Annotated in this window: 21 protein-coding genes and 1 pseudogene; 14 read left to right on the top strand and 8 right to left on the bottom strand. The window is 57.0% G+C overall.

Going from position 1 to position 22270, the window contains the following annotated elements; translation table 11 throughout:
• Positions 1 to 7: 7 nt before the first annotated feature.
• Both grxC and ABOC21_RS26030 read right to left on the bottom strand, forming a co-directional pair.
• Positions 8 to 259 (bottom strand): glutaredoxin 3, encoded by a 252-nt coding sequence (grxC, locus tag ABOC21_RS26035; protein WP_426813787.1) that lies wholly within the window; start codon positions 257 to 259, stop codon positions 8 to 10.
• Between the two features lie 109 nt (positions 260 to 368).
• On the bottom strand, positions 369 to 800 hold the full coding sequence (locus ABOC21_RS26030) for a rhodanese-like domain-containing protein (protein ID WP_426813786.1): 432 nt from the start codon (positions 798 to 800) through the stop codon (positions 369 to 371).
• Between the two features lie 245 nt (positions 801 to 1045).
• Here ABOC21_RS26030 and gpmM point away from each other — a divergent pair, with 245 nt between their 5' ends.
• From gpmM to ABOC21_RS26015, 3 genes are read left to right on the top strand one after another with little or no spacing between them, the layout of a single operon-like run.
• The gene (gene gpmM, locus ABOC21_RS26025) at positions 1046 to 2590 is read left to right on the top strand and encodes a 2,3-bisphosphoglycerate-independent phosphoglycerate mutase (protein ID WP_426813785.1); all 1545 of its coding nucleotides are present in this window, start codon (positions 1046 to 1048) and stop codon (positions 2588 to 2590) included.
• Between the two features lie 9 nt (positions 2591 to 2599).
• Entirely contained in the window at positions 2600 to 3871 is a 1272-nt protein-coding gene (gene envC / locus ABOC21_RS26020) for a murein hydrolase activator EnvC (protein ID WP_426813784.1), read from the top strand.
• 3 nt (positions 3872 to 3874) lie between these two features.
• Positions 3875 to 4822, top strand: coding sequence for a divergent polysaccharide deacetylase family protein (locus ABOC21_RS26015; protein ID WP_426813783.1), 948 nt, complete (start codon positions 3875 to 3877; stop codon positions 4820 to 4822).
• On the opposite strand, the gene ABOC21_RS26010 is transcribed toward ABOC21_RS26015, so the two are convergent.
• From ABOC21_RS26010 to kbl, 3 genes are all read right to left on the bottom strand, one after another.
• Entirely contained in the window at positions 4819 to 5616 is a 798-nt protein-coding gene (locus ABOC21_RS26010) for a glycosyltransferase family 2 protein (protein WP_426813782.1), read from the bottom strand. The two genes, ABOC21_RS26015 and ABOC21_RS26010, sit on opposite strands and share 4 nt — an antisense overlap.
• A 193-nt stretch (positions 5617 to 5809) precedes the next feature.
• Complete coding sequence (tdh, locus tag ABOC21_RS26005) at positions 5810 to 6835, bottom strand: L-threonine 3-dehydrogenase (RefSeq protein WP_426813781.1); 1026 nt, start codon at positions 6833 to 6835, stop codon at positions 5810 to 5812.
• A gap of 9 nt (positions 6836 to 6844) precedes the next feature.
• Positions 6845 to 8038, bottom strand: a complete 1194-nt coding sequence (gene kbl, locus ABOC21_RS26000; protein WP_426813780.1) for a glycine C-acetyltransferase — start codon at positions 8036 to 8038, stop codon at positions 6845 to 6847.
• Between the two features lie 213 nt (positions 8039 to 8251).
• On the opposite strand from kbl, the gene rfaD reads away from it, so the two are divergent.
• The 4 genes from rfaD (at position 8252) to ABOC21_RS25980 (ending at position 12269) form a co-directional block, all read left to right on the top strand.
• The gene (gene rfaD, locus ABOC21_RS25995; protein WP_426813779.1) at positions 8252 to 9217 is read left to right on the top strand and encodes an ADP-glyceromanno-heptose 6-epimerase; all 966 of its coding nucleotides are present in this window, start codon (positions 8252 to 8254) and stop codon (positions 9215 to 9217) included.
• An 83-nt stretch (positions 9218 to 9300) separates the two neighbouring features.
• A complete protein-coding gene (gene rfaF / locus ABOC21_RS25990; protein ID WP_426813778.1) occupies positions 9301 to 10359 on the top strand; it encodes an ADP-heptose--LPS heptosyltransferase RfaF in 1059 nt (352 codons plus the stop codon).
• Between the two features lie 3 nt (positions 10360 to 10362).
• Positions 10363 to 11334: a lipopolysaccharide heptosyltransferase RfaC gene (rfaC, locus tag ABOC21_RS25985; protein ID WP_426813777.1), complete on the top strand. Its 972-nt coding sequence runs from the start codon at positions 10363 to 10365 to the stop codon at positions 11332 to 11334.
• Positions 11334 to 12269: a sugar glycosyltransferase gene (locus ABOC21_RS25980; protein ID WP_426813776.1), complete on the top strand. Its 936-nt coding sequence runs from the start codon at positions 11334 to 11336 to the stop codon at positions 12267 to 12269. Before rfaC ends, ABOC21_RS25980 begins: the two co-directional genes overlap by 1 nt.
• On the opposite strand, the gene ABOC21_RS25975 is transcribed toward ABOC21_RS25980, so the two are convergent.
• The 3 genes from ABOC21_RS25975 to ABOC21_RS25965 form a co-directional block, all read right to left on the bottom strand.
• Complete coding sequence (locus ABOC21_RS25975; protein ID WP_426813775.1) at positions 12270 to 13496, bottom strand: O-antigen ligase family protein; 1227 nt, start codon at positions 13494 to 13496, stop codon at positions 12270 to 12272. It abuts the gene before it with no gap.
• Between the two features lie 6 nt (positions 13497 to 13502).
• Positions 13503 to 14144 carry a hypothetical protein gene (locus ABOC21_RS25970; RefSeq protein ID WP_426813774.1) on the bottom strand — a complete coding sequence of 214 codons (642 nt, stop codon included), beginning with the start codon at positions 14142 to 14144 and terminating at the stop codon, positions 13503 to 13505.
• Positions 14145 to 14257: 113 nt separating this feature from the next.
• Positions 14258 to 15220, bottom strand: coding sequence for a polysaccharide deacetylase family protein (locus ABOC21_RS25965; protein ID WP_426813773.1), 963 nt, complete (start codon positions 15218 to 15220; stop codon positions 14258 to 14260).
• A 111-nt stretch (positions 15221 to 15331) separates the two neighbouring features.
• Between ABOC21_RS25965 and rfaQ the strand changes: the two genes are divergently transcribed.
• The 7 genes and pseudogenes from rfaQ to coaD all read left to right on the top strand — a co-directional run bounded on the left by rfaQ (position 15332) and on the right by coaD (position 22265).
• On the top strand, positions 15332 to 16408 hold the full coding sequence (rfaQ, locus tag ABOC21_RS25960) for a putative lipopolysaccharide heptosyltransferase III (protein ID WP_426813772.1): 1077 nt from the start codon (positions 15332 to 15334) through the stop codon (positions 16406 to 16408).
• A complete protein-coding gene (locus tag ABOC21_RS25955; protein ID WP_426813771.1) occupies positions 16405 to 17532 on the top strand; it encodes a glycosyltransferase family 4 protein in 1128 nt (375 codons plus the stop codon). Before rfaQ ends, ABOC21_RS25955 begins: the two co-directional genes overlap by 4 nt.
• A 2-nt stretch (positions 17533 to 17534) precedes the next feature.
• Entirely contained in the window at positions 17535 to 18629 is a 1095-nt protein-coding gene (locus tag ABOC21_RS25950) for a glycosyltransferase (RefSeq protein ID WP_426813770.1), read from the top strand.
• Positions 18630 to 18659: 30 nt separating this feature from the next.
• Positions 18660 to 19650 (top strand): annotated as a pseudogene (locus tag ABOC21_RS25945) (glycosyltransferase).
• A 91-nt stretch (positions 19651 to 19741) separates the two neighbouring features.
• Entirely contained in the window at positions 19742 to 21016 is a 1275-nt protein-coding gene (gene waaA, locus ABOC21_RS25940) for a lipid IV(A) 3-deoxy-D-manno-octulosonic acid transferase (RefSeq protein WP_426813769.1), read from the top strand.
• Positions 21016 to 21786 carry a glycosyltransferase family 2 protein gene (locus ABOC21_RS25935; RefSeq protein ID WP_426813768.1) on the top strand — a complete coding sequence of 257 codons (771 nt, stop codon included), beginning with the start codon at positions 21016 to 21018 and terminating at the stop codon, positions 21784 to 21786. Before waaA ends, ABOC21_RS25935 begins: the two co-directional genes overlap by 1 nt.
• 2 nt (positions 21787 to 21788) lie before the next feature.
• A complete protein-coding gene (gene coaD / locus ABOC21_RS25930) occupies positions 21789 to 22265 on the top strand; it encodes a pantetheine-phosphate adenylyltransferase (RefSeq protein ID WP_426813767.1) in 477 nt (158 codons plus the stop codon).
• Positions 22266 to 22270: the final 5 nt, after the last annotated feature.

Genomic DNA, 22270 nt, shown 5'->3' with positions numbered 1-22270 from the left:
CGCAAAATTAGCGCAGCAGGGGATCAAGTCCACCACGTGAATCAAGCGCATACAAGTCGTCACAGCCGCCAATGTGCTGCTCATCAATAAAAATCTGCGGAACCGTGGTGCGACCGCTGCGTTGAATCATCTCTTCGCGCTTCGTCGCGTTGCCATCGATCGGCAGCTCGTTGAACGCCACGCCTTTGCTGTTCAGCAGCGCTTTCGCACGCACGCAGAACGGGCAGGTCGCTTTGGTATAGATATCAATATTGGCCATGACTTCACTCCTGTTTTTACCCTGAGGATTTTAGACCGCAGGCAAGGCGCGCGCTCTGCGGATAGCCGCAATGCGGGAACCCTGCTGCGTCATAAAGGCGCGGGGTAAATTATTTGCCGCGTACCAGCGGAAGGTTTTCGCCACTCCAGCCGGCAATGCCTTCTTTCAGTACAAAGACCTTTTCGAATCCGGCTTTGTTCAGCGCGCTCGCAGGCTCCTGCGCCTGCATACCGGAACCGTCTACCACTATAATGGGTTGTGCTTTGTGCTTTTCCAACTCACCAACGTTATTTGCCTTGATCTCGCTCGGCAGCAGGTTGAGGGAACCGGCAATATGGCCTTTACGGAAATCGTCACGCTGGCGCAGGTCGACAACCACCGCGTCCTCTTTGTTGATCAGACGCGTCGCTTCACCGCGGGTAATGACTTTAATTTTCGACGTCAGCCCTTTAAAGGTGGTGAACAGCACCGCACCCAGCAGCGCGATCCACGCGATGCTCAGGACGGGGTGACGGCCGACGAATTGCATAATTTCTTGCATGGGGGGTTACAACTCCCGACTAAGTGATAAAAAAACCAGGCAAGGAGTATACCTGTGCATTGCGGCAAATACAGCCAGTGAGCGCGATGTAATGCATTTTCTGCGGCACGCCGCGAAAAAAACGCCTCCTTGCCGCTCACCTGCGGCCTGGCCGCTCCCTTTCTTTGATCTTTCACGGTGATTTGAACGATTCAGCTGTAGTAAAATTACGCAAATTTTCTGTCTTTGAGCATGAGGTTGTCGCAATGTCGGTTTCTAAAAAACCTATGGTACTGGTCATTCTGGATGGCTATGGCTACCGTGAAGAGCAGCAGGATAACGCTATTTATAGCGCAAAAACCCCCGTCATGGACGCGCTGTGGGCGAAACGTCCTCATATGCTGATTGACGCTTCGGGCCTCGAAGTGGGCCTGCCGGATCGCCAGATGGGCAACTCCGAAGTGGGCCACGTTAACCTTGGCGCCGGTCGTATCGTTTACCAGGACCTGACCCGTCTTGATGTCGAAATCAAAGAGCGGACGTTCTTTGCTAACCCGGTACTGACCGCGGCGGTAGACAAAGCGGTTGCCGCAGGTAAAGCAGTGCACATCATGGGCCTGATGTCCCCCGGCGGCGTTCACAGCCACGAAGACCATATCATGGCGATGGTTGAACTGGCGGCAGAGCGCGGCGCGGAGAAAATCTACCTGCACGCGTTCCTCGACGGCCGCGATACTCCGCCGCGCAGCGCGGAAAGCACGCTGGTGAAGTTCGAAGACAAATTTGCCGCTCTCGGTAAGGGCCGCGTGGCCTCGATTATCGGCCGCTACTACGCCATGGATCGCGACAACCGCTGGGATCGCGTCGAACAGGCGTATAACCTGATGACCCTGGCGCAGGGCGAGTTCCAGGCCGATAGCGCCGTTGCCGGTCTGCAGGCCGCCTACGCCCGTGATGAGAACGACGAATTCGTCAAAGCCACGGTGATTCGCGCCGCGGGCCAGGCCGATGCGGCAATGGAAGACGGCGACGCGCTGATTTTCATGAACTTCCGCGCCGACCGCGCCCGTGAGATCACCCGCGCCTTCGTCAACGCCGATTTCGACGGCTTTGCGCGTAAGAAAGCGGTTAACCTCGACTTCGTGATGCTGACCGAATATGCCGCCGACATCAAAGTCGCCTGCGCCTATCCGCCGGCCTCACTGGCGAACACTTTCGGCGAGTGGATGGCGAAAAACGATAAAACGCAGCTGCGTATCTCGGAAACGGAAAAATACGCGCACGTGACCTTCTTCTTTAACGGCGGCGTCGAAGAGCCGTTTAAAGGCGAAGATCGTATTTTGATCAACTCGCCGAAAGTCGCGACCTACGATCTGCAGCCGGAAATGAGTTCCGCCGAGCTGACTGAAAAACTGGTTGCGGCCATCAAAGGCGGCGAGTACGACACCATTATCTGTAACTATCCGAACGGCGATATGGTCGGCCACACCGGGGTCATGGAAGCGGCGATTAAAGCCGTCGAAACGCTGGATAACTGTATCGATCAGGTAACGAAAGCGGTCGAATCCGTCGGCGGCCAGCTGCTGATCACCGCCGATCACGGCAACGCCGAGCAGATGCGCGATCCGGCGACGGGCCAGGCCCACACTGCCCATACCAACCTGCCGGTACCGCTGATCTACGTCGGTGATAAAACCGTAAAAGCGGCCGCCGATGGCAAACTTTCCGACATCGCGCCGACCATGCTGTCGCTGATGGGAATGGAAATCCCGCAAGAGATGACTGGCAAGGCGCTGTTCATCGTGGAATAATCCTTCCCCATGAGGGGAAAGGCGACTTATTCAAATACATGGATCGCAACGACAGTACGATCCGTTCTTTACGCCAGCGCGTTCAGCGCTGGCGTATTGCTGTGCGCCGTACCAGCCCATGCGGACGATCGCGATCAGCTAAAATCCATTCAGGCCGATATTGCCGCTAAACAGCGGGCGATACAGCAGCAGCAGCAGCAGCGCTCTTCCCTGCTCGCTCAGCTAAAGACCCAGGAAGAAGCCATCTCCGCCGCCGCCCGCAAGCTGCGTGAAACCCAGGCCACTCTGACCCAGCTGAACAAGCAGATTGACGAGATGAACGCCTCTATCGCCAGGCTGGAGCGCCAGCGCGCCTCGCAGGAGCGTAACCTCTCCGCCCAGCTGGACGCCGCGTTTCGTCAGGGGCCGCACACCGGCATGCAGATGATCCTCAGCGGCGAAGAAGGCCAGCGCAACCAGCGTATCCAGGCCTACTACGGCTATCTCAACCAGGCCCGCCAGGAGACTATCGCCCAGCTGAAGCAGACGCGCGAAGAGGTCACCGCGCAAAAGGCCGAGCTGGAAGAGAAGCAGAGCCAGCAGCAAACGCTGGTCTACGAGCAGCGCGCGCAGCAGGCTAAGCTTGAGCAGGCGCGCAACGAGCGTAAAAAGACGCTTTCAGGCCTCGAATCCTCTATCCAGCAGGGTCAACAGCAGCTGAGCGAAATGCGGGCCAACGAATCGCGCCTCCGCGGTCGCGTTGCCCAGGCAGAAGCGGCGGCTAAGGCTCGCGCGGAGCGCGAAGCCCGCGAGGCGCAGGCGGTCCGCGATCGCCAGCAGGATGCATCCCGCAAAGGCACCACCTATAAACCATCCGAAAGCGAACGTTCCCTGATGTCCCGTACCGGCGGACTGGGTTCGCCGCGCGGCCAGGCCTACTGGCCGGTGCGCGGCACGCTGCTCCACCGCTATGGCGAACAGCTGCAAGGTGAACTACGTTGGAAGGGGATGGTTATCGCCGCGTCTGAAGGCACCGAGGTCAAAGCGATAGCCGATGGTCGGGTGATCCTCGCCGACTGGCTGCAGGGCTACGGCCTGGTGGTGGTCGTGGAGCACGGTAAAGGCGATATGAGCCTCTACGGCTATAATCAAAGCGCGCTGGTCAGCGTCGGGGCTCAGGTCCGTGCAGGCCAGGCGATTGCCCTCGTCGGCAGCAGCGGCGGTCAAGGCCGTCCGTCGCTCTATTTCGAAATTCGTCGCCAGGGTCAGGCGGTCAATCCACAGCCGTGGTTGGGAAGATAAGTTTTGCTTCAATTTCGCAGAATTGCACTCGCGGTAGCCGGTACGCTGGCTTTCGCCGCGCCAGCTTTGGCTGGCAAACTTTCTATTGTTATTGACGATTTTGGCTATCGTCCACAGACGGAAAACCAGGTGCTGGCGCTGCCGGCCACCATCTCCGTTGCCGTGTTACCCAATGCCCCGCACGCCCGTGAAATGGCGACCAAAGCGCACGGCCTCGGCCATGAGGTGCTCATTCACCTGCCGATGGCGCCGCTCAGCAAGCAGCCGCTGGAAAAAGACACCCTGCGTCCGGACATGAGCAGCGCCGAGATTGAGCGCATCATCCGTGAAGCCTATGGCAAAGTGCCGTACGCCGTGGGTCTGAACAACCATATGGGCAGCGCGATGACCTCTAACCTGTTCGGGATGCAGAAGGTGATGCAGGCGCTGGAGCGCTACAATCTCTACTTCCTCGACAGCGTGACCATTGGCAACACCCAGGCGATGCGCGCCGCGCAGGGCACCGGCGTGAAGGTGATTAAGCGCAAGGTGTTCCTCGACGATACGCAGAATGAAGCGGATATCCGCGTCCAGTTCAACCGGGCGATCGCCCTGGCGCGACGTAACGGTTCGGCGATTGCCATCGGCCACCCGCACCCCACCACGGTGCGCGTGCTGCAGCAGATGGTCTATAGCCTGCCGTCGGACATTACCCTCGTGCGCCCGAGCAGCCTGCTAAACGAGCCGCAGGTGGATACCTCCACACCGGGTAACGCCTCGCCGTCGCAGACCGTGCCGCCGACGAAGCCGCATAATCCGTTCCGCGGCGTGAAATACTGCAAACCGCAGCGTCCGCTGGAGCCGGTGAACGCCAGCCGCTTCTTTACGATTCTGAGCGAAAGCATTAGCCAGAGCACGCTGGTGCAGTATTACCAGCTGAAATGGCAGGGCTGGGATAATCCGACGAACTAGACGGAGCGGGAATCCGGGCGCTTTTCTGCCGCGGATTCCCGTTTATCCCCATCGGCATACCAGGCTTTAAAATATTTCAGGAAGCTGTAGAAGGTGGCGTACAGCCCGGTCACCAGCCCAACCTTTCCGCTACGCCACGCCCCGCTGAACAGATACCACTTAAAAAATGCGCCAATCGCGCTGATAGCTCCGCGGGCCAGCGACGGCCTGATCTTCTGGTGCTTAACCAGCCGGGTGGTATAGCTATTGAGCTTGTTGAAGACTTCATGCAGCGAGTAGAAGGTATCGTGGCGGACGCGGCCGGGCAGCCTGATTGAGCGGCCATAGCCAACGACGCGATCGTCTACCGGGCGATCGTTAAAGGCCGCCACGGTACGGTTGAACAAGCGCACCGGGTAATCCGGCGATGAAACGGGGTAAATGGTTCTGACCGCCTCTCCCAGCACGTACCAGTAACGCGGCAGGCGCCACGCGCAGGTCGGATCGATCTCCGGCCCGGCTTTGAGCCTCAGAATGGCGGCGACAACTTCGCTATCGAGGATTTCGTCACTGTCCATACACAGCACCCAGTCGTGGCTGGCCAGCGCTGTGGCATAGTTCATCTGCGTGCCGTGGACGGTATAGGCGTGGTGATGAACCTGTAATCCGAACTGCCGGCAGATATCCAGCGTCGCATCCGTACTGCCGGAATCAACGACAATGCACTCATCCGCCACCTGTAATAGCGGCGGCAAAACCTCCCGCAGCAGGCGGGCGGAGTCACAGGTTAGCAGGCAGACGGTGAGTTTAGGCATAGAGTTTATAAGGTTAAAACATGGGTAAACAAACTGTATAAACGACCTGGCAAAAAATCGATTTAGAAATAGTGCGTTTGCAATGAAGTATGTTTGAAATGTTATCCACATCCCAATAAAAAAGCGCCCGCAGGCGCTCGGAGATGCGCCAGCAAACGGATTTCCATCTGCTGACGCGGCGGATAACGGAGGTTTAATCCCAGCTCAGAATCACTTTACCCGACTGGCCGGAGCGCATCGCGTCAAAGCCCTGCTGGAAATCATCAATGCCGAAACGGTGGGTGATAATCGGCGACAGATCCAGGCCGGACTGGATCAGCGCCGCCATCTTGTACCAGGTCTCAAACATTTCACGACCGTAAATCCCTTTGATGAACAGCCCCTTAAAGATGACTTTGGTCCAGTCGATGGACATATCGGACGGCGGAATACCCAGCATCGCAATACGGCCGCCGTGGTTCATGGTATCCAGCATGGTGCGGAACGCCGGCGGCGCGCCGGACATCTCCAGACCCACATCGAACCCTTCGGTCATGCCCAGCTCGGCCATCACGTCGGCAAGGCTCTCCTGCGCAACGTTAACCGCGCGGGTCACGCCCATCTTGCGCGCCAGGCTCAGACGATATTCGTTGACGTCGGTGATCACCACGTTGCGCGCGCCGACGTGCTTAGCGACCGCCGCCGCCATGATGCCAATCGGACCGGCGCCGGAAACCAGCACATCTTCGCCGACGAGGTCGAAGGAGAGCGCGGTGTGGACGGCGTTGCCGAAGGGGTCAAAAATCGACGCCAGATCGTCAGAAATGTTGTCCGGAATTTTGAAGGCATTGAAAGCCGGGATCACCAGATACTCGGCAAAACAGCCGGGACGGTTAACGCCAACCCCAATGGTGTTGCGGCACAGGTGGGTGCGCCCGGCGCGGCAGTTACGACAGTGGCCGCAGGTAATATGACCTTCGCCAGACACGCGATCGCCCAGCTTAAAGCCGCGAACTTCCTGACCGATACCCACCACTTCCCCGACGTATTCGTGCCCTACTACCATCGGCACCGGGATGGTCTTCTGCGACCACTCGTCCCAGTTATAGATGTGTACGTCGGTACCGCAAATCGCGGTCTTACGGATTTTAATCAGCAGATCGTTGTGGCCGACTTCCGGTTCCGGTACGTCGGTCATCCAGATGCCTTCTTCCGCTTTCAGTTTGGATAACGCTTTCATCTCACACCCTCAGGCAATAACGCCCAGTTGTTTACCGATGCGGGTAAAGGCTTCCACCGCACGTTCAATTTGTTCAGGGGTATGCGCCGCAGACATCTGGGTACGAATACGCGCCTGGCCTTTTGGTACCACCGGATAGAAGAAACCGGTGACGTAAATACCTTCTTTTTGCAGCTCGCGGGCAAAGTTCTGCGCCACGGTCGCTTCGCCGAGCATCACCGGGATAATGGCGTGATCGGCGCCCGCCAGGGTAAAGCCCGCCGCGGTCATTTTTTCGCGGAACAGGCGCGCGTTGGACCACAGACGGTCGCGTAGTTCGGCGCCGGACTCCACCATCTCCAGCACTTTGATGGAGGCGGCGACGATCGCCGGAGCCAGCGAGTTGGAGAACAGATACGGACGCGAGCGCTGGCGCAGCCACTCGACCACCTCTTTGCGCGCCGCGGTATAGCCGCCGGAGGCGCCGCCCAGCGCTTTACCAAGGGTGCCGGTGATGATATCCACGCGGCCCATCACCTCGCAGTACTCGTGGGAGCCGCGGCCGTTTTCGCCGACAAAGCCGACGGCGTGAGAGTCGTCGACCATGACCAGCGCGTCGTATTTATCCGCGAGGTCGCAGACGCCTTTCAGGTTGGCGATCACGCCGTCCATGGAGAACACGCCGTCGGTGGCGATCAGCACGTGCCGCGCGCCGGCCTCACGCGCCTCTTTCAGCCGCGCTTCCAGCTCCTGCATGTCGTTGTTGGCGTAGCGGAAACGCTGCGCTTTACACAGGCGCACGCCGTCGATGATCGACGCATGGTTCAGGGCATCGGAAATAATCGCGTCCTCCGGCCCCAGCAGGGTTTCAAACAGGCCGCCGTTGGCGTCAAAGCAGGAGGAGTAGAGAATCGCATCTTCCATGCCGAGGAACTCGGCCAGCTTCTTCTCGAGCGCTTTGTGGCTGTCCTGGGTCCCGCAAATAAAGCGCACGGAGGCCATACCGAAGCCGTGACTGTCCATGCCGGCTTTCGCCGCGGCAATCAGCTCCGGGTGGTTGGCGAGGCCGAGATAGTTATTGGCGCAGAAGTTAATCACGCTATTGCCGCCGACGGTGATATCCGCCTGCTGCGCCGATGTGATAATGCGTTCTTCTTTAAACAGCCCCTCCGCGCGAGCGGTATCCAGGCTATTGGTTAACTGTTGATAAAAATCACCACGCATTGCAACTCTCCAGATTCGGCAAAATTTGGCACATATTACCCAAAGCTATACTCTGATACGAGATGATGCATGCCTGAATGAATTATTTGCAGCATAAATCACGCTCACCCGGCACCTTTTCTGCGAAGGGCTGAAGCCTGTCTCATGTGGTGATATGATAGAAGCATTCATGTCCGGATTATCTCTGGACTCCATACTTCAAAGGTTACTGTTATGATCATCGTTACCGGCGGCGCAGGGTTTATCGGCAGCAATATCGTTAAGGCCCTGAATGACAAAGGCATTACCGACATTTTGGTCGTAGATAATCTGAAAGATGGCACCAAGTTTGTGAACCTGGTTGACCTGAACATCGCGGATTACATGGATAAAGAAGACTTCCTGATCCAGGTTATGGCGGGCGAAGAGTTCGGCGAAGAAATTGAAGCGGTATTCCATGAAGGCGCCTGCTCCTCCACCACGGAGTGGGACGGCAAGTACATGATGGATAACAACTATCAGTACTCTAAAGAGCTGCTTCACTACTGCCTGGAGCGCGAGATCCCGTTCCTGTACGCCTCTTCCGCAGCCACCTACGGCGGCCGTACCAGCGACTTTATCGAATCCCGCGAATACGAGCAGCCGCTCAACGTCTACGGCTACTCCAAGTTCCTGTTTGACGAATACGTGCGCCAGATCCTGCCGGAAGTCGATTCGCAGATCGTCGGCTTCCGCTATTTCAACGTCTACGGGCCGCGCGAAGGCCATAAAGGCAGCATGGCAAGCGTGGCGTTCCACCTCAATACCCAGCTGAATAATGGCGAAAGTCCGAAACTGTTCGAAGGCAGCGACGGCTTCAAGCGCGACTTCGTCTACGTCGGCGACGTGGCGGCGGTCAACCTGTGGTTCTGGGAGAACGGCGCGTCCGGTATTTTCAATCTCGGCACCGGCCGGGCGGAATCCTTCCAGGCGGTAGCCGACGCCACGCTGGCGTTCCACCAGAAGGGCAGCATCGAATACATCCCGTTCCCTGACAAGCTGAAGGGCCGCTACCAGGCGTTTACGCAGGCAGATCTCACCAACCTGCGTGCGGCAGGCTATGATAAGCCTTTCAAAACCGTGGCCGAAGGCGTCACCGAGTACATGCGCTGGCTGAACCGCGACAGCGATACAAATTCACAAAATCATTCGGGCAGCTAAGTGAATCTCCGGGAGCTTACAAAAGCAAGTGACCGGAGTGAACGCAGGTAGCCAACGCAGAGACCGTTTGAAGGATGAAGTGAATGAAAATACTGGTGATCGGCCCGTCATGGGTGGGCGACATGATGATGTCGCAAAGTCTCTATCGCACGCTCAAGGCGCGCTATCCCCAGGCAATCATCGACGTGATGGCGCCCGCGTGGTGCCGTCCGCTGCTGTCACGGATGCCGGAAGTCAACGAAGCCATTCCCATGCCGCTCGGCCACGGCGCGCTGGAGATCGGCGAACGGCGCAAGCTCGGCCTCAGCCTGCGCGAACGTCGCTACGATCGCGCCTACGTGTTGCCGAATTCGTTTAAATCGGCGCTGGTTCCCTTCTTCGCCAACATCCCGCACCGCACCGGCTGGCGCGGCGAGATGCGCTACGGCCTGCTAAACGACGCCAGAACGCTGGATAAAGACGCATGGCCGCTGATGGTTGAGCGCTACGTGGCTTTAGCCTACGACAAAGGCGTTATGCGCGGCGCGAAAGATCTGCCGCAGCCGCTGCTCTGGCCGCAGCTGCAGGTGCATGAAGGGGAGAAGTCGCAGGTCTGCAACGCCTTCAATATTTCCACCCATCGCCCCATTATCGGCTTCTGCCCCGGGGCTGAGTTCGGTCCGGCCAAGCGCTGGCCGCACTACCACTATGCCGAACTGGCCAAACGGCTGATCGATGACGGCTATCAGGTGCTGCTTTTCGGTTCGGCCAAGGACCATGAGGCGGGCAACGACATTCTGGCCGCTCTCAGCACCCAGCAGCAGGCATGGTGCCGTAATCTGGCCGGCGAAACCCAGCTTGAACAGGCGGTGGTACTGATTGCCGCCTGCCAGGCGGTTGTCAGCAACGACTCCGGGCTGATGCACGTCGCCGCCGCGCTCAATCGCCCGCTGGTCGCGCTGTACGGCCCAAGCAGCCCAGACTTTACGCCACCGCTGTCGCATAAGGCGCGGACGATCCGTCTGATCAGCGGCTACCACAAGGTGCGGAAAGGAGAGGCGGCTGAAGGATATCATCAGAGCCTGATCGATATTACGCCGCAGCGCGTACTGGAAGAGCTGAACCCGCTGTTGCAGAACGAAGCGGAAAAAGAGGAAGCCTAGCGGATGCGGGTATTGATCGTTAAAACCTCGTCCATGGGCGACGTCCTGCACTCGCTGCCCGCGCTGACCGATGCCGCGCAGGCCTTCCCCGGAATTCGTTTCGACTGGGTAGTCGAAGAGGGCTTCGCCCAGATCCCCTCCTGGCACCAAAGCGTTGACCGCGTGATTCCGGTGGCCATTCGCCGCTGGCGCAAGGCGTGGTTTTCCGCGCCGGTGAAGGCCGAGCGTAAGGCCTTCCGCCAGGCGCTGCGGGCGGAGCAGTACGACGCAATCATTGACGCCCAGGGGCTGGTGAAAAGCGCGGCGCTGGTCACCCGGCTGGCGCACGGCGTGAAGCACGGCATGGACTGGCAGACGGCCCGCGAGCCGCTGGCCAGCCTGTTCTATAACCGCCGCCACCATATCGCTAAGCAGCAGCACGCCGTTGAGCGCACCCGCGAGTTGTTTGCCAAAAGCCTCGGCTACGCCAGGCCAGAGGCCCAGGGCGATTATGCGATTGCCCGCCACTTTCTGCGCCAGGAAGAGACCGGTGCCGCGCCCTATCTGGTCTTCCTGCACGCCACCACCCGCGATGATAAACACTGGCCGGAAGAGAACTGGCAGGCGCTTATCGCCCTGCTCGCCGACAGCGGCCTGCGGATCAAGCTGCCGTGGGGGGCGCCGCACGAAGAGGCGCGGGCCAAACGGCTGGCGCAGGGGCATGATTTTGTCGAGGTGCTGCCGCGCATGAGCCTGGAGCAGGTCGCTCAGATCCTGGCCGGCGCCCGCGGCGTGGTTTCCGTCGACACCGGCCTGAGCCATCTGACCGCCGCGCTCGATAAGCCGAATTTCACCCTCTACGGTCCGACCGATCCGGGCCTTATCGGCGGCTATGGGCAAAACCAGTACGTCGTGCGTCCGGAAAACGGCAACAGCACGGGGGATATTAGCGCCTCACGGGTTCTGCAACTGTTGACCTCCCGGGGACTGGCCTGATGGGCTCACTGTTTAAGCAAATCTATCGCTACACGCATCCGCGCGCTTTTCGCCATAATGAGAACCTGTGGCCGTGGGCGAAGATCGCCCGCGCAGCGTCGGGTGAGATTTGTTCAATGATATACAAAGGCAAAACTGTGCCACTGTGCAGCCTGAGCGAACTGAAAAATAGCTTTTCCGGACCACTGCTTCTGACCGCCACGGGGCCATCAGTTAAGGATATTGATTTTTCCGTTACCCCTTGTACCGTACCGGTAATGGGCGTGAATGGTGCCTTCTCGCTGGAAGGAAAACTCAGTTTCTCCTTATATCTTATCGTGGATATGGAATTTTTCGACCGCAAGCCGGACGTTATTTCCGCTATTGTCAGCAATCCGCAGATTCTATTTTTCACAACCGCCCACGGCATTGCCAAAATTATCGATCGCACAGGCATGGAGAATATCCGCTGCCGACTGGCGCTGATTGAAGATGCCTGCTACAAAATTTATCAACCTCGGGTAGTCAGCAAAGATATTCGCGCCCGGTTTACCGACTTTGACACGGTAATATTGCACGAGTGTATTGATAATATTGCTTTTTCTATCGATATTCGTCAAGGAATATTCGATGCAGGCACCGTAGCCTACTGGGCGCTGCAAATTATTGCCTACCTTGGGTTTGATAAAGTTATTATCGCTGGTCTGGATATGAATAATTTCAACCGGCCACGATTTTATGAAAATGATGCAAATAAGCTACCTTCTTATCTCGAAAGCAAGGTTACTGCGCTGATTTTCCCTGCGCTTGCACTGGCCAGCCGCTATATGCAAAGCTCCGGAATCAACATTATCAATACCTCAATAAATAGCGCGGTTCCTGTCGATATATTCAGTAAAGTGCCGTTCAGCCAAATTGTGAAAGAAGTGACCGAACAGGCCACCTCTTTCACCTGATCATGCTCGCGCTTGTTTGGCTTCCGATAGGCCTGTGAAAATAATGAGGCCGGTGATGAGCATGACAATAAATCGGTCATGAATAAAAAGCGAATCCACTGAGCCGAACAAGATAACCGGCGCACATAAAAAAGCGGTGCCGCACGATAATATCCCTTTTCTACGAACATAGAAAACCATTGCCGTGTACAGGCACAGTAAGATGATGCCACCGATAACGCCTTGTAATGACATCGTCTCAATGAGGTCGTTGTGCAAATGGTAAACCATGTTACGCATTCCCTCCGGATTACCATGCTCTTTCTCTTGCATTAACTGCGACAGAATTTCATAGCGGTCCTGAGAGCTGACCCCTGAAGGATGGCGGTATATCTCATAGACCCCCGTATGCCACATACTTAATCTGGCACCCAGCGAGGTATTGTTATCGTTTTGATATTCAGACAGTTCGGTAACGGCTTCCACCGCCCGCACCTTGATGGTCGGAAAAGCAAACTCAATCATCACCAGTGAGGCTAATAAAGACGCCACACACAGCGCTATAAATTTTGCCCTGGACAGCATTTTGCTTTTCAGCAAACAATATAACAAAATTGCCGGGTAAAAAATCAACACTGACCGGGTTTGCGTCAAAAATATAATCCATAACGATAAAACAACAACTGTAATAATTATCGGAGCACGATAGCGAATTTTCACACATGATAAAGCGTAAAGCGTAATCATGGTATAGAACGCATAAATATAGGCACTTAACGTTGCTGAACTATCTATTCTCAGACGATCATCAGAAATAAAGAAGTGGAAATGCAGTGCATATAATGTTAAATAGGCGAAACCTAATAGCAGCATGTAGTTAATAAACTGCCCTGGATACGGTTTAATTAGGCGTAGCACTGCTGAAATCAGCAGCATCACTACTGAACCAATAATCAAATAGGCACCCGTTCGTGCATAGCTAAGATCAGCCATATAAACTTCGGTGGCATTAACAGGAAATCTATATGTCCACAGCAACTGTGAAACTCCCATCAAAAAAAGAGTAGCTGCCAGCACAACTTCTTCAGTTTTGAAACGCAGTGCTTTAAAGTTTATTGCTGCATAACTAACGGTAATCATCGATGAAAGGTAAAAAAGGTTTCTCCCCATTATTTTTTCTGGGGTTACTACCGCGCAAGATAATATTGCCGCCAGCAATATTATTAACGGAAACTTATCTCTGATCATGTCTGATTAGCTTTTCAAAAATGGGGGTACCCATACTTCACCGCAATCCCACGGTCTTGGTTTTCCATGGAAGCATACAATTCGAGTTCCGACAGGCACGGAACCGTTTCCGGTCGCATGCTCATGTTTCTTCTTACTAATGACATGCTTTTTATAGCTGACAATTTGTCCAGGCAATATATCCTGCCAGATCGACGCTTGAGGATATATTTTACTAATAAACTCCTGATCCCCACCGCTCTGATAACGCGTCATAAACAACTGTGGATAGCGTCTGAAAGCTTCCCATACTTTAAATTTCTCTTCATGCGGGATACGCATTATTGCCGAGTTTTTAGTTTTCTGCGGAAAGAAGAAATCGCTTAACATAGTCAGGCGGGTATTTTGCAAAATATCCGTAATGTCACCTACGACAACCACATCTAAATCTATATAGAAAATATCATCGTCGACTTTTTGTGGATCAAATATTTCAATTTTTGACCACCAGCCGGGAAGATTTTCAGTCAGTTTAATCGTCTGAACGCCCGGAATGATGAGGTCAGTGAAGCAAATCTTCTCGATATTATCCGGTAATTGCTTATACAACCACTGAACATGATCATGATTATAATCACCACCAGAACGCAATACCGTTACTATCTTCATGAATACCTCAGAAAATGAAAACACACCGTACAGAAAGAACCCAAAAGCTCAATATATAAACGCGGATAATGTTACACCAGAAAGGTCAGATATCTCTATGATACCTGACCTTTTTAGGTAGGATTTCTCCGGAAGGCAGAGTACTCCGCCAGGGTCATCCCTTTAACCCGCGGCGCCAGCCAGCTGAAGAAGCTTTCGAGGTCCGCATACAAACGTTCGATATCCTGCTCGTTTTTAAACGTCGGGCTGCCGCCGGGCATGTACTCAGAAGAGTGGAGCATATATTCGACGTAGTCATTACCCTGAGTCAACGTCTGTTCGACGACCTTTTTCATCGTCTCAACGTTACCGCCCATCGGCCGCAGCCAGTGAACCGACGGCGAGCGCACCTTGCCGCGCAGGCGGTCATAGCCCTGCTTAATGCCGTTCATCAGGGCGCTGTGTTTGTACTGGATGCTCATCGGCACCTCCAGCAGCGGAGAGCGCCCTTCCCGGCTAATATCGTTCTCGTCGAGGAAATAGGCGTGCTGCGGGAAGCGGCGATAATCGGTGCCGCCATCGCCCTGCGGAGCGCCTTTCGCCGTTTTCCAGTTGACCCGCGGCGTCACCGAGCAGTCGACCTGATAGCCATGCTCCACCAGCAGGCGCGCATAGCGCTCATCAAACGCCCAGCGTCCGGCGCGATGGCTGACCATTTTAGTCTGGAAGGTCTCTTCCAGCAGACGGGTCATATAAGCGACTTTTTCACGCATCGCCGCATCGCTGTATTCGATAAGATAGGGCTTATGTCGCCAGTCATCAGCGGTCAGCGGGTCGGTCGGCGGGCTGTTCCAGGCATGCAGATGCATGCCGATTTCGGCGGTGCCGCGGGCAATCACATCCTTGGCGAATTCAATATAGAATGGATCTATCGCCATCTCGTAGTTGGTTAAATAGACCGGCTTAAAACCATACTTTTCGCAAAGCTGCTGAAAACGCGGTAAATAACGCGCATTCTCGGTGGTAATGCTGTCATGTTTTTGCCAGAGGTTATCACCCTCGGTATCAATCGTGATGAGAAATGCGGGATTGTGCACGAAAACGTCCTCAGACCATACGTATCGGGTCATGGTAGAGCAAGACAACGCTTCTCTCAATCTATCTGATCCCCTAGAATCGGAACCCTGATACTGAATGAAGAACAGAGAATGACCCCTGAAACCCGCTCTCCCGGTGCCGTGAACCCGGCGCGCATCCTGGTCATCAAGCTGCGCCATCATGGCGATATGCTGCTGATCACGCCGCTCGTTCACGCCCTCAAACGGCACTACCCCGCGGCCAGCGTTGATGTGCTGCTTTATGAAGAGACCCGGGATATGCTCGCGGCGAACGCGGATATTAACCAGATTTACGCGATTGACCGCCGCTGGAAAAAGCAGGGAACCCTCCATCAGCTCAAAATGGAGCTGCGGCTGATCCGCACGCTGCGCCAGCAGCGCTACGACCTGGTGCTTAACCTTGCCGATCAGTGGCCGAGCGCCATTATTACCCGCCTGACCGGCGCCGCCACGCGCATCGGCTTTGATTTCCCGAAACGCCGCCATCTGGCCTGGCGCTTCTGCCATACCGCCCTGGCCTCCACCCGGGAACATCAAAGCCTGCATACGGTGCGGCAGAACCTCTCCATTCTGGCTCCCCTCGGGCTGGCCGTTAATGACGCCCCGGCGCGCATGGGCTACAGCGAACAGGACTGGAAGAGCAGCCGCGCGCTGCTGCCGGCGGGGTTTGAGGATAACTATATTGTCATTCAGCCCACCTCCCGCTGGTTCTTTAAATGCTGGCGGGAAGAGCGGATGAGCGCGCTGATTAACGCCCTCTCCGCGGCGGGGCATGCCGTGGTGCTAACCTCGGGGCCCGATGCGAAAGAGCAGCGCATGGTGGAGACCATTATCGCCGGCTGCCCGGACGCCCGCCTGCATTCCCTTGCCGGGCAGCTGACCCTGCGTCAGCTGGCGGCGGTCATCGGCCACGCCCGCTTATTTATCGGCGTTGATTCCGTACCCATGCATATGGCTGCCGCCCTCGGCACGCCGCTGGTGGCGCTGTTCGGCCCATCAAAGCTAACCTTCTGGAGCCCGTGGCAGGCGAAGGGCGAAGTCATCTGGGCCGGAGACTTTGGTCCTCTGCCCGACCCTGACGACATTGATACCGGTACGGAAGAGCGCTATCTCGATTTAATTCCCGCCGACGTGGTTATCGCGGCGGCCAAAAAGGTGCTGGCATGAGCAAATTCAGGCTCGCCCTGGTGCGGCAGAAATATCGCCCCGACGGCGGCGCGGAGCGTTTCGTTTCCCGCGCGCTGGAGGCCCTCGATAGCAGTAATCTTGAACTGAACGTCATTACCCGCGAATGGCTGGGGCCGGTGAAGCCCGAGTGGAATATTCGCATCTGCAACCCGCGCAAATGGGGACGCATCAGCCGTGAACGCGGCTTTGCCGACGCCGCGCGCCGGCTGTGGCAGGCCGAAAACTTCGACCTGGTTCAGAGCCATGAGCGCATCCCGGGCTGCGACCTGTATCGCGCCGGCGACGGCGTGCATCGCCGCTGGCTGCAGCAGCGCTCGCGCATCCTGCCCGGCTGGAAAAGCCGCCTGCTGTTCGCCGATCGCTACCACCGCTACGTTATGCGGGCCGAACGCGAGATGTATCACGACCCGCACCTGCGCGGGGTCATCTGCAACGCGGAGATGATTAAACAGGAAATTATTGCAGACTTCGGCCTGCCGGCGGAGAAGATCCGCGTTATCTACAACGCGATTGATAACCAGCGCTTCCTGCCGCCAACGGAAGAAGCCTTTATCGCGCTGCGTGACCGGTGGAACCTACCGCACCGGGCAACCTGCCTGATCTACGTCGGCTCCGGCTTTGAACGCAAGGGGCTGGAGGCGGCGATTCGCGCCATCGCCCCCACCGATCGCTATCTGCTGGTGGTAGGTAAAGACAAAGAACAGAGCCGCTATCAGGCGCTGGCTAACACGCTGAACTGCGCAGAGCGGGTACGCTTCTTCGGCATGCAGTCAGAAACCCTGCCCTTCTACCAGATGGCCGACGGACTGCTGCTGCCTACGCTGTACGATCCGTTCCCTAACGTTATCCTTGAAGCGATGGCCTGCGGCCTGCCGGTAGTTACCACCACCGGCTGCGGCGGTTCGGAGTTTATTATTCAGGGCAGCAACGGTTTTGTTTGCGACGCGCTGGATATTTCGGCGCTGCAGCAGGCGGTAGTCGCGCTCCCCGCCCGCGCCTTAGGTTCAGCGGAAGGCATCCGGGCGCGCGAGCGCATTATGGCCTGCACCAGCGAACGGCTATCGGCGCAGCTGCTCTCTTTCTATCAGGAGCTGGTAAAATAGCTATGCGCATACTGTTTGTCATCGACGGCCTGCCCGGCGGCGGAGCGGAAAAAGTGGTGCTCACGCTGGCGGAACATTTTTTGCGCCAGGGAGAGCGCGTCTCGCTGTTTTCCCTGCGCGACGTTTGCGACTACCCGCTGCCGGAAGGGCTGGATTACCGGGTGATTACCGACCGCTGCCGCAAACCGTGGCGCAAGCTGACCGAGCTGTCGCGCCGCGCGCGCCAGCTTGACGCGGCCATCGCCGAGTCTGAGCGGCAGGGCAGCTTCGATCTGGTGCTCTCCAATCTGCACAAAACCGACCGTATCGTCGCCCGCAGCCGCGCGCTCGCGCAGCGTAACGTCTGGTTCTGCCTGCACGGCGTCTTCTCTACGTCGTATCTCGGCCACCGCACCGGCTTTGACCGCTGGATAAAGCAGCAGAAAATCAAACGCGTCTATCAGGGACGCAATGTGGTAACCGTCTCCGATGCGGTCGGGGAGGATCTGGTCAGCCAGTTCGCCATTCGCCCGGCGCAGCTGAAAACGATTTATAACCCGTTCGATATTGCCGCCCTGCGGGCCGGCGCGGAGATGGCGGGCGAGCAGCCAACCGGCGACTATATTATCCACGTCGGGCGTTTCCACCCCGGCAAACGCCACGACCGGCTGATTGAAGCCTATGCCCAAAGCGGTATCCAGGCGCCGCTGGTGCTGCTGGGACAGGGCAAACCGGAGCAGGAACAGCGTCTGCGCCAGCTGGCGGAGCGGCTGCAGGTCAGCGATCGCGTGCTGTTTAAAGGCTTTCAGAAAAACCCGCTGCCGTGGATTAAGCACGCGAAGATGCTGGTGCTCAGCTCGGATAGCGAAGGCTTTGGCAACGTGATCGTGGAGGCGCTGCTGCTGAATACGCCGGTTGCCAGCACCCGCTGCCCGGGCGGGGTAACGGAGATTCTCACCGGCGAATTAGCCCGCGGCCTGGCCGAACTCAACGGCCCGGCGCTGGCTCAGACGATGCAAAGCATTTACCATAACCCGCCGGTCATTGAGCAATCCGCGCTGGAAAAGTTCAGCGTCGATACGATTTGTCAGCAGTACCGTCAGCTGCGCCGCGCCTGACGCCGTTATTTAACCAGGATCGAATGATTTATGAGTCAAACGCCTTTACTGAGCATCGTGGCCGCCGTCTATAACGGCGAAAAATTCCTTGCGCAATTCTTTGAATGCCTTGAGCAACAGCAGACTGGAAAGCTATGAACTGATCCTGGTGAACGACGGCTCAACGGACGGTAGCCTCGCGGTTATCGATGCGTGGAAATCGCGGCTACAAAACGTGAGAGTGCAGGAGCAGGAAAACCAGGGCGTTTCGGTTGCGCGCAATACCGGGCTGGCGGTAGCCACCGGTAAATACCTGGCGTTCCCGGATATCGACGACAAGCTCTATCCGGGCATGTACCGCACGCTGCTGGCGATGGCGGAGCAGGGCAATCTCGATATCGCCACCTGCAATGGCCGCTACGTGTACGAGAGCAAAAATGATATCCACCCGATCCTGCCTCCCGAGCGGCTGCCGTCTACCGGCGTGCTGCCGGGCCACGTGTGGCTAAAACAGGCGCTGGATTCGCGTAAGTTCCTGCACGTGACCTGGCTGAATATCTACCGCCGCGAATTTATCATGCAGCATCGCTTTCACTTCGAGCCGGGCCTGCGCCATCAGGATATTCCCTGGACCACTGAGGCGCTGCTGGCGGCGGAGCGCGTGCAGTACACCAGCGAACAGTTCTACGATTACTACATCCATTCAGAATCGGTATCGCATAAGCCGGATAACGACGACACGCTGATGCGCTCGGCCCGCCACTATATGAAGATTCTGGAGATGCTCGACGCCATTAACCAACGCTATCCCGATAAGGTGCGCCATATTTCCGCCTGCCGCTGGCAGATTGCGAAAGAGGGGCTGGGAATTATTCATACCTTCGATAGCATGAAAGATGAATCAAAAAAGCATATTATCATTACCGAGTTCTTCAACCGCGGCATCTGGCACCTGATCTGGAAAAACGCCAGAACGTTCCGCTTACGCTGGCGCCTTGGGCGGCGCTACCTGCGTATTAAGCGCTATCGCAACGCGGCCTGACGCTGAATCCCTTTGTTTCCGCCAAAGGGATAGCTTTACACGGGCTAAATGCTTAGAATTTGCCCGCTAAAACATAAAACGGATAAATCGCTTGGAATTGCTTTATACCACCCTACTCTATCTTATTCAGCCGCTGGTCTGGCTGCGACTGCTGCTGCGCAGCCGTAAGGCCCCCGCCTACCGCAAACGCTGGGCTGAACGTTATGGCTTTTGTCAGAACAAGGTAGCGCCGGATGGGATTCTGCTACATTCCGTTTCCGTGGGTGAGACGCTTGCTGCCATCCCGCTGGTACGCGCCCTGCGCCACCGCTATCCTTCGCTGCCTATTACCGTCACCACCATGACGCCCACCGGCTCCGAACGCGCGATGTCCGCATTCGGCAAAGACGTGCACCACGTCTACCTGCCTTACGATCTCCCCTGCGCGATGAACCGCTTCCTCAACACCGTGCAGCCGAAGCTGGTTATCGTCATGGAAACCGAGCTGTGGCCAAATATGGTCGCCGCGTTGCACAAGCGTAAAATTCCGCTGGTTATCGCTAACGCCCGCCTCTCCGAACGCTCGGCGAAGGGCTATGCCAAACTGGGTAAATTTATGCGCCGCCTGCTGAGCCGCATTACGCTTATCGCCGCGCAGAATGAAGAAGACGCTAGCCGCTTTATCTCCCTTGGGCTGAAGCGCAATCAGCTGGCGGTCACCGGCAGCCTGAAGTTTGATATTTCCGTCACCCCGGAGCTGGCCGCCCGCGCCATCACCCTGCGCCGCCAGTGGGCGCCGCACCGCAAGGTGTGGATAGCCACCAGCACCCATGACGGTGAAGAGCAAATCGTGCTGCAGGCGCATAAAAAGCTGCTGGAAACCTTCCCCGATCTGCTGCTGATCCTCGTCCCTCGCCACCCTGAACGCTTCGGCGACGCGCGGGAGATGGTGCAGAAAGCGGGGATGAGCTTTACCCTGCGCAGCACCGGCGAGATCCCCTCCAATAGCACCCAGGTGGTGATTGGCGATACCATGGGTGAGCTGATGCTGCTGTACGGCATTGCCGATCTTGCCTTTGTCGGCGGCAGCCTGGTCGAGCGCGGCGGTCATAATCCGCTGGAGCCGGCGGCGCACGCCATCCCGGTGCTGATGGGCCCGCACACCTTCAACTTTAAAGATATTTGCGCCAAGCTGCAGCAGGATGATGGCCTGATCACCGTGACCGACCTGAATTCGCTGGTCACTCAGGTTTCTAATCTGCTGACCGACGAAGATTACCGCCTGTGGTACGGCCGTCACGCAGTGGAAGTGTTGCACCAAAACCAGGGCGCGCTCTCCCGTCTGCTACAGTTACTGCAGCCCTATCTGCCGCAGCGGAGCCACTAATGTCGACCCGACTGTCCGTCGTGATGATCGCCAAAAACGCGGCGGATCTGCTGCCGGACTGTCTGGCGTCGGTAAGCTGGGCCGATGAGATCGTGCTGCTGGATTCCGGCAGCAGCGACGGCACCGTTGAGCTGGCGCGCAGCCTCGGCGCTCAGGTCTACATCAACACCGACTGGCAGGGCTACGGCGTTCAGCGCCAGCGCGCCCAGGAGTACGCCACCGGCGACTATGTGCTGATGATTGATACCGACGAGCGCGTCACCCCGGAGCTGGCACAGTCACTCCGTCAGGCGCTGACGGCGCCAAAAGAGGGCGCTATCTACAGCATTGCCCGGCGTAACTATTTCCTTGGCCGCTTTATGCGCCACAGCGGCTGGTATCCCGATCGCGTGATGCGCCTGTACCCGCGCCATAGTTACCGCTATAACAATAATCTGGTACACGAATCGCTCGATGCCAAAGGCGCGCCGGTTATCGAACTTGCCGGCGACCTGCTGCATCTGACCTGCCGCGACTTCTCCGGCTTTCAGCAAAAGCAGCTGGCCTACGCCGCCGCCTGGGCGCAGGAGCGCCATCAGAAGGGTAAAAAAACCTCGCTGCTGAGCATCTTCGGCCATACGCTGGGGGCATTTGTCAAAACGCTGCTGCTGCGCGGCGGCGTGCTGGATGGTAAACAGGGTTGGCTGCTCGCCGTGGTCAACGCGCAGTATACGTTTAATAAATACACCGAGCTGTGGGCGCTGAGCCGCGGCTACTCGGAGAGAGTGTAATTATGAGCACAAAAGCGATTTATCCGGGTACCTTCGACCCTATCACCAACGGTCATATCGATATCGTCACCCGCGCGGCCAGCATGTTTGACAAAGTGCTGCTGGCGGTTGCCGCCAGCCCGAGCAAGAAGCCGATGTTCAGCCTCGACGAGCGCATTGCGCTGGCGCAGCAGTCAACCGCGCACCTGGTCAACGTTGAGGTCATCGGCTTTAGCGATTTAATGGCCAATTTCGCCCGCGCGCAGCAGGCCAACATTTTGATTCGCGGCCTGCGGGCGGTAGCGGATTTCGAATACGAAATGCAGCTGGCGCATATGAACCGCCACCTGATGCCGACCCTCGAAAGCGTCTTCCTGATGCCGAGCAAAGAGTGGTCGTTTATCTCGTCATCGCTGGTCAAGGAGGTCGCGCGCCATCAGGGCGACGTCTCCCACTTCCTGCCGGCTAACGTGCACCAGGCGCTGCTGAAAAAGCTCTAATCTTT

The organism is Klebsiella sp. WOUb02 (assembly GCF_050058015.1).
In the GTDB taxonomy this organism is placed as follows: Bacteria; Pseudomonadota; Gammaproteobacteria; order Enterobacterales; family Enterobacteriaceae; genus Klebsiella.
The sequence above is the reverse complement of the archived record's forward strand: the minus strand, read 5'-3'. Positions and strand labels throughout refer to the sequence as shown.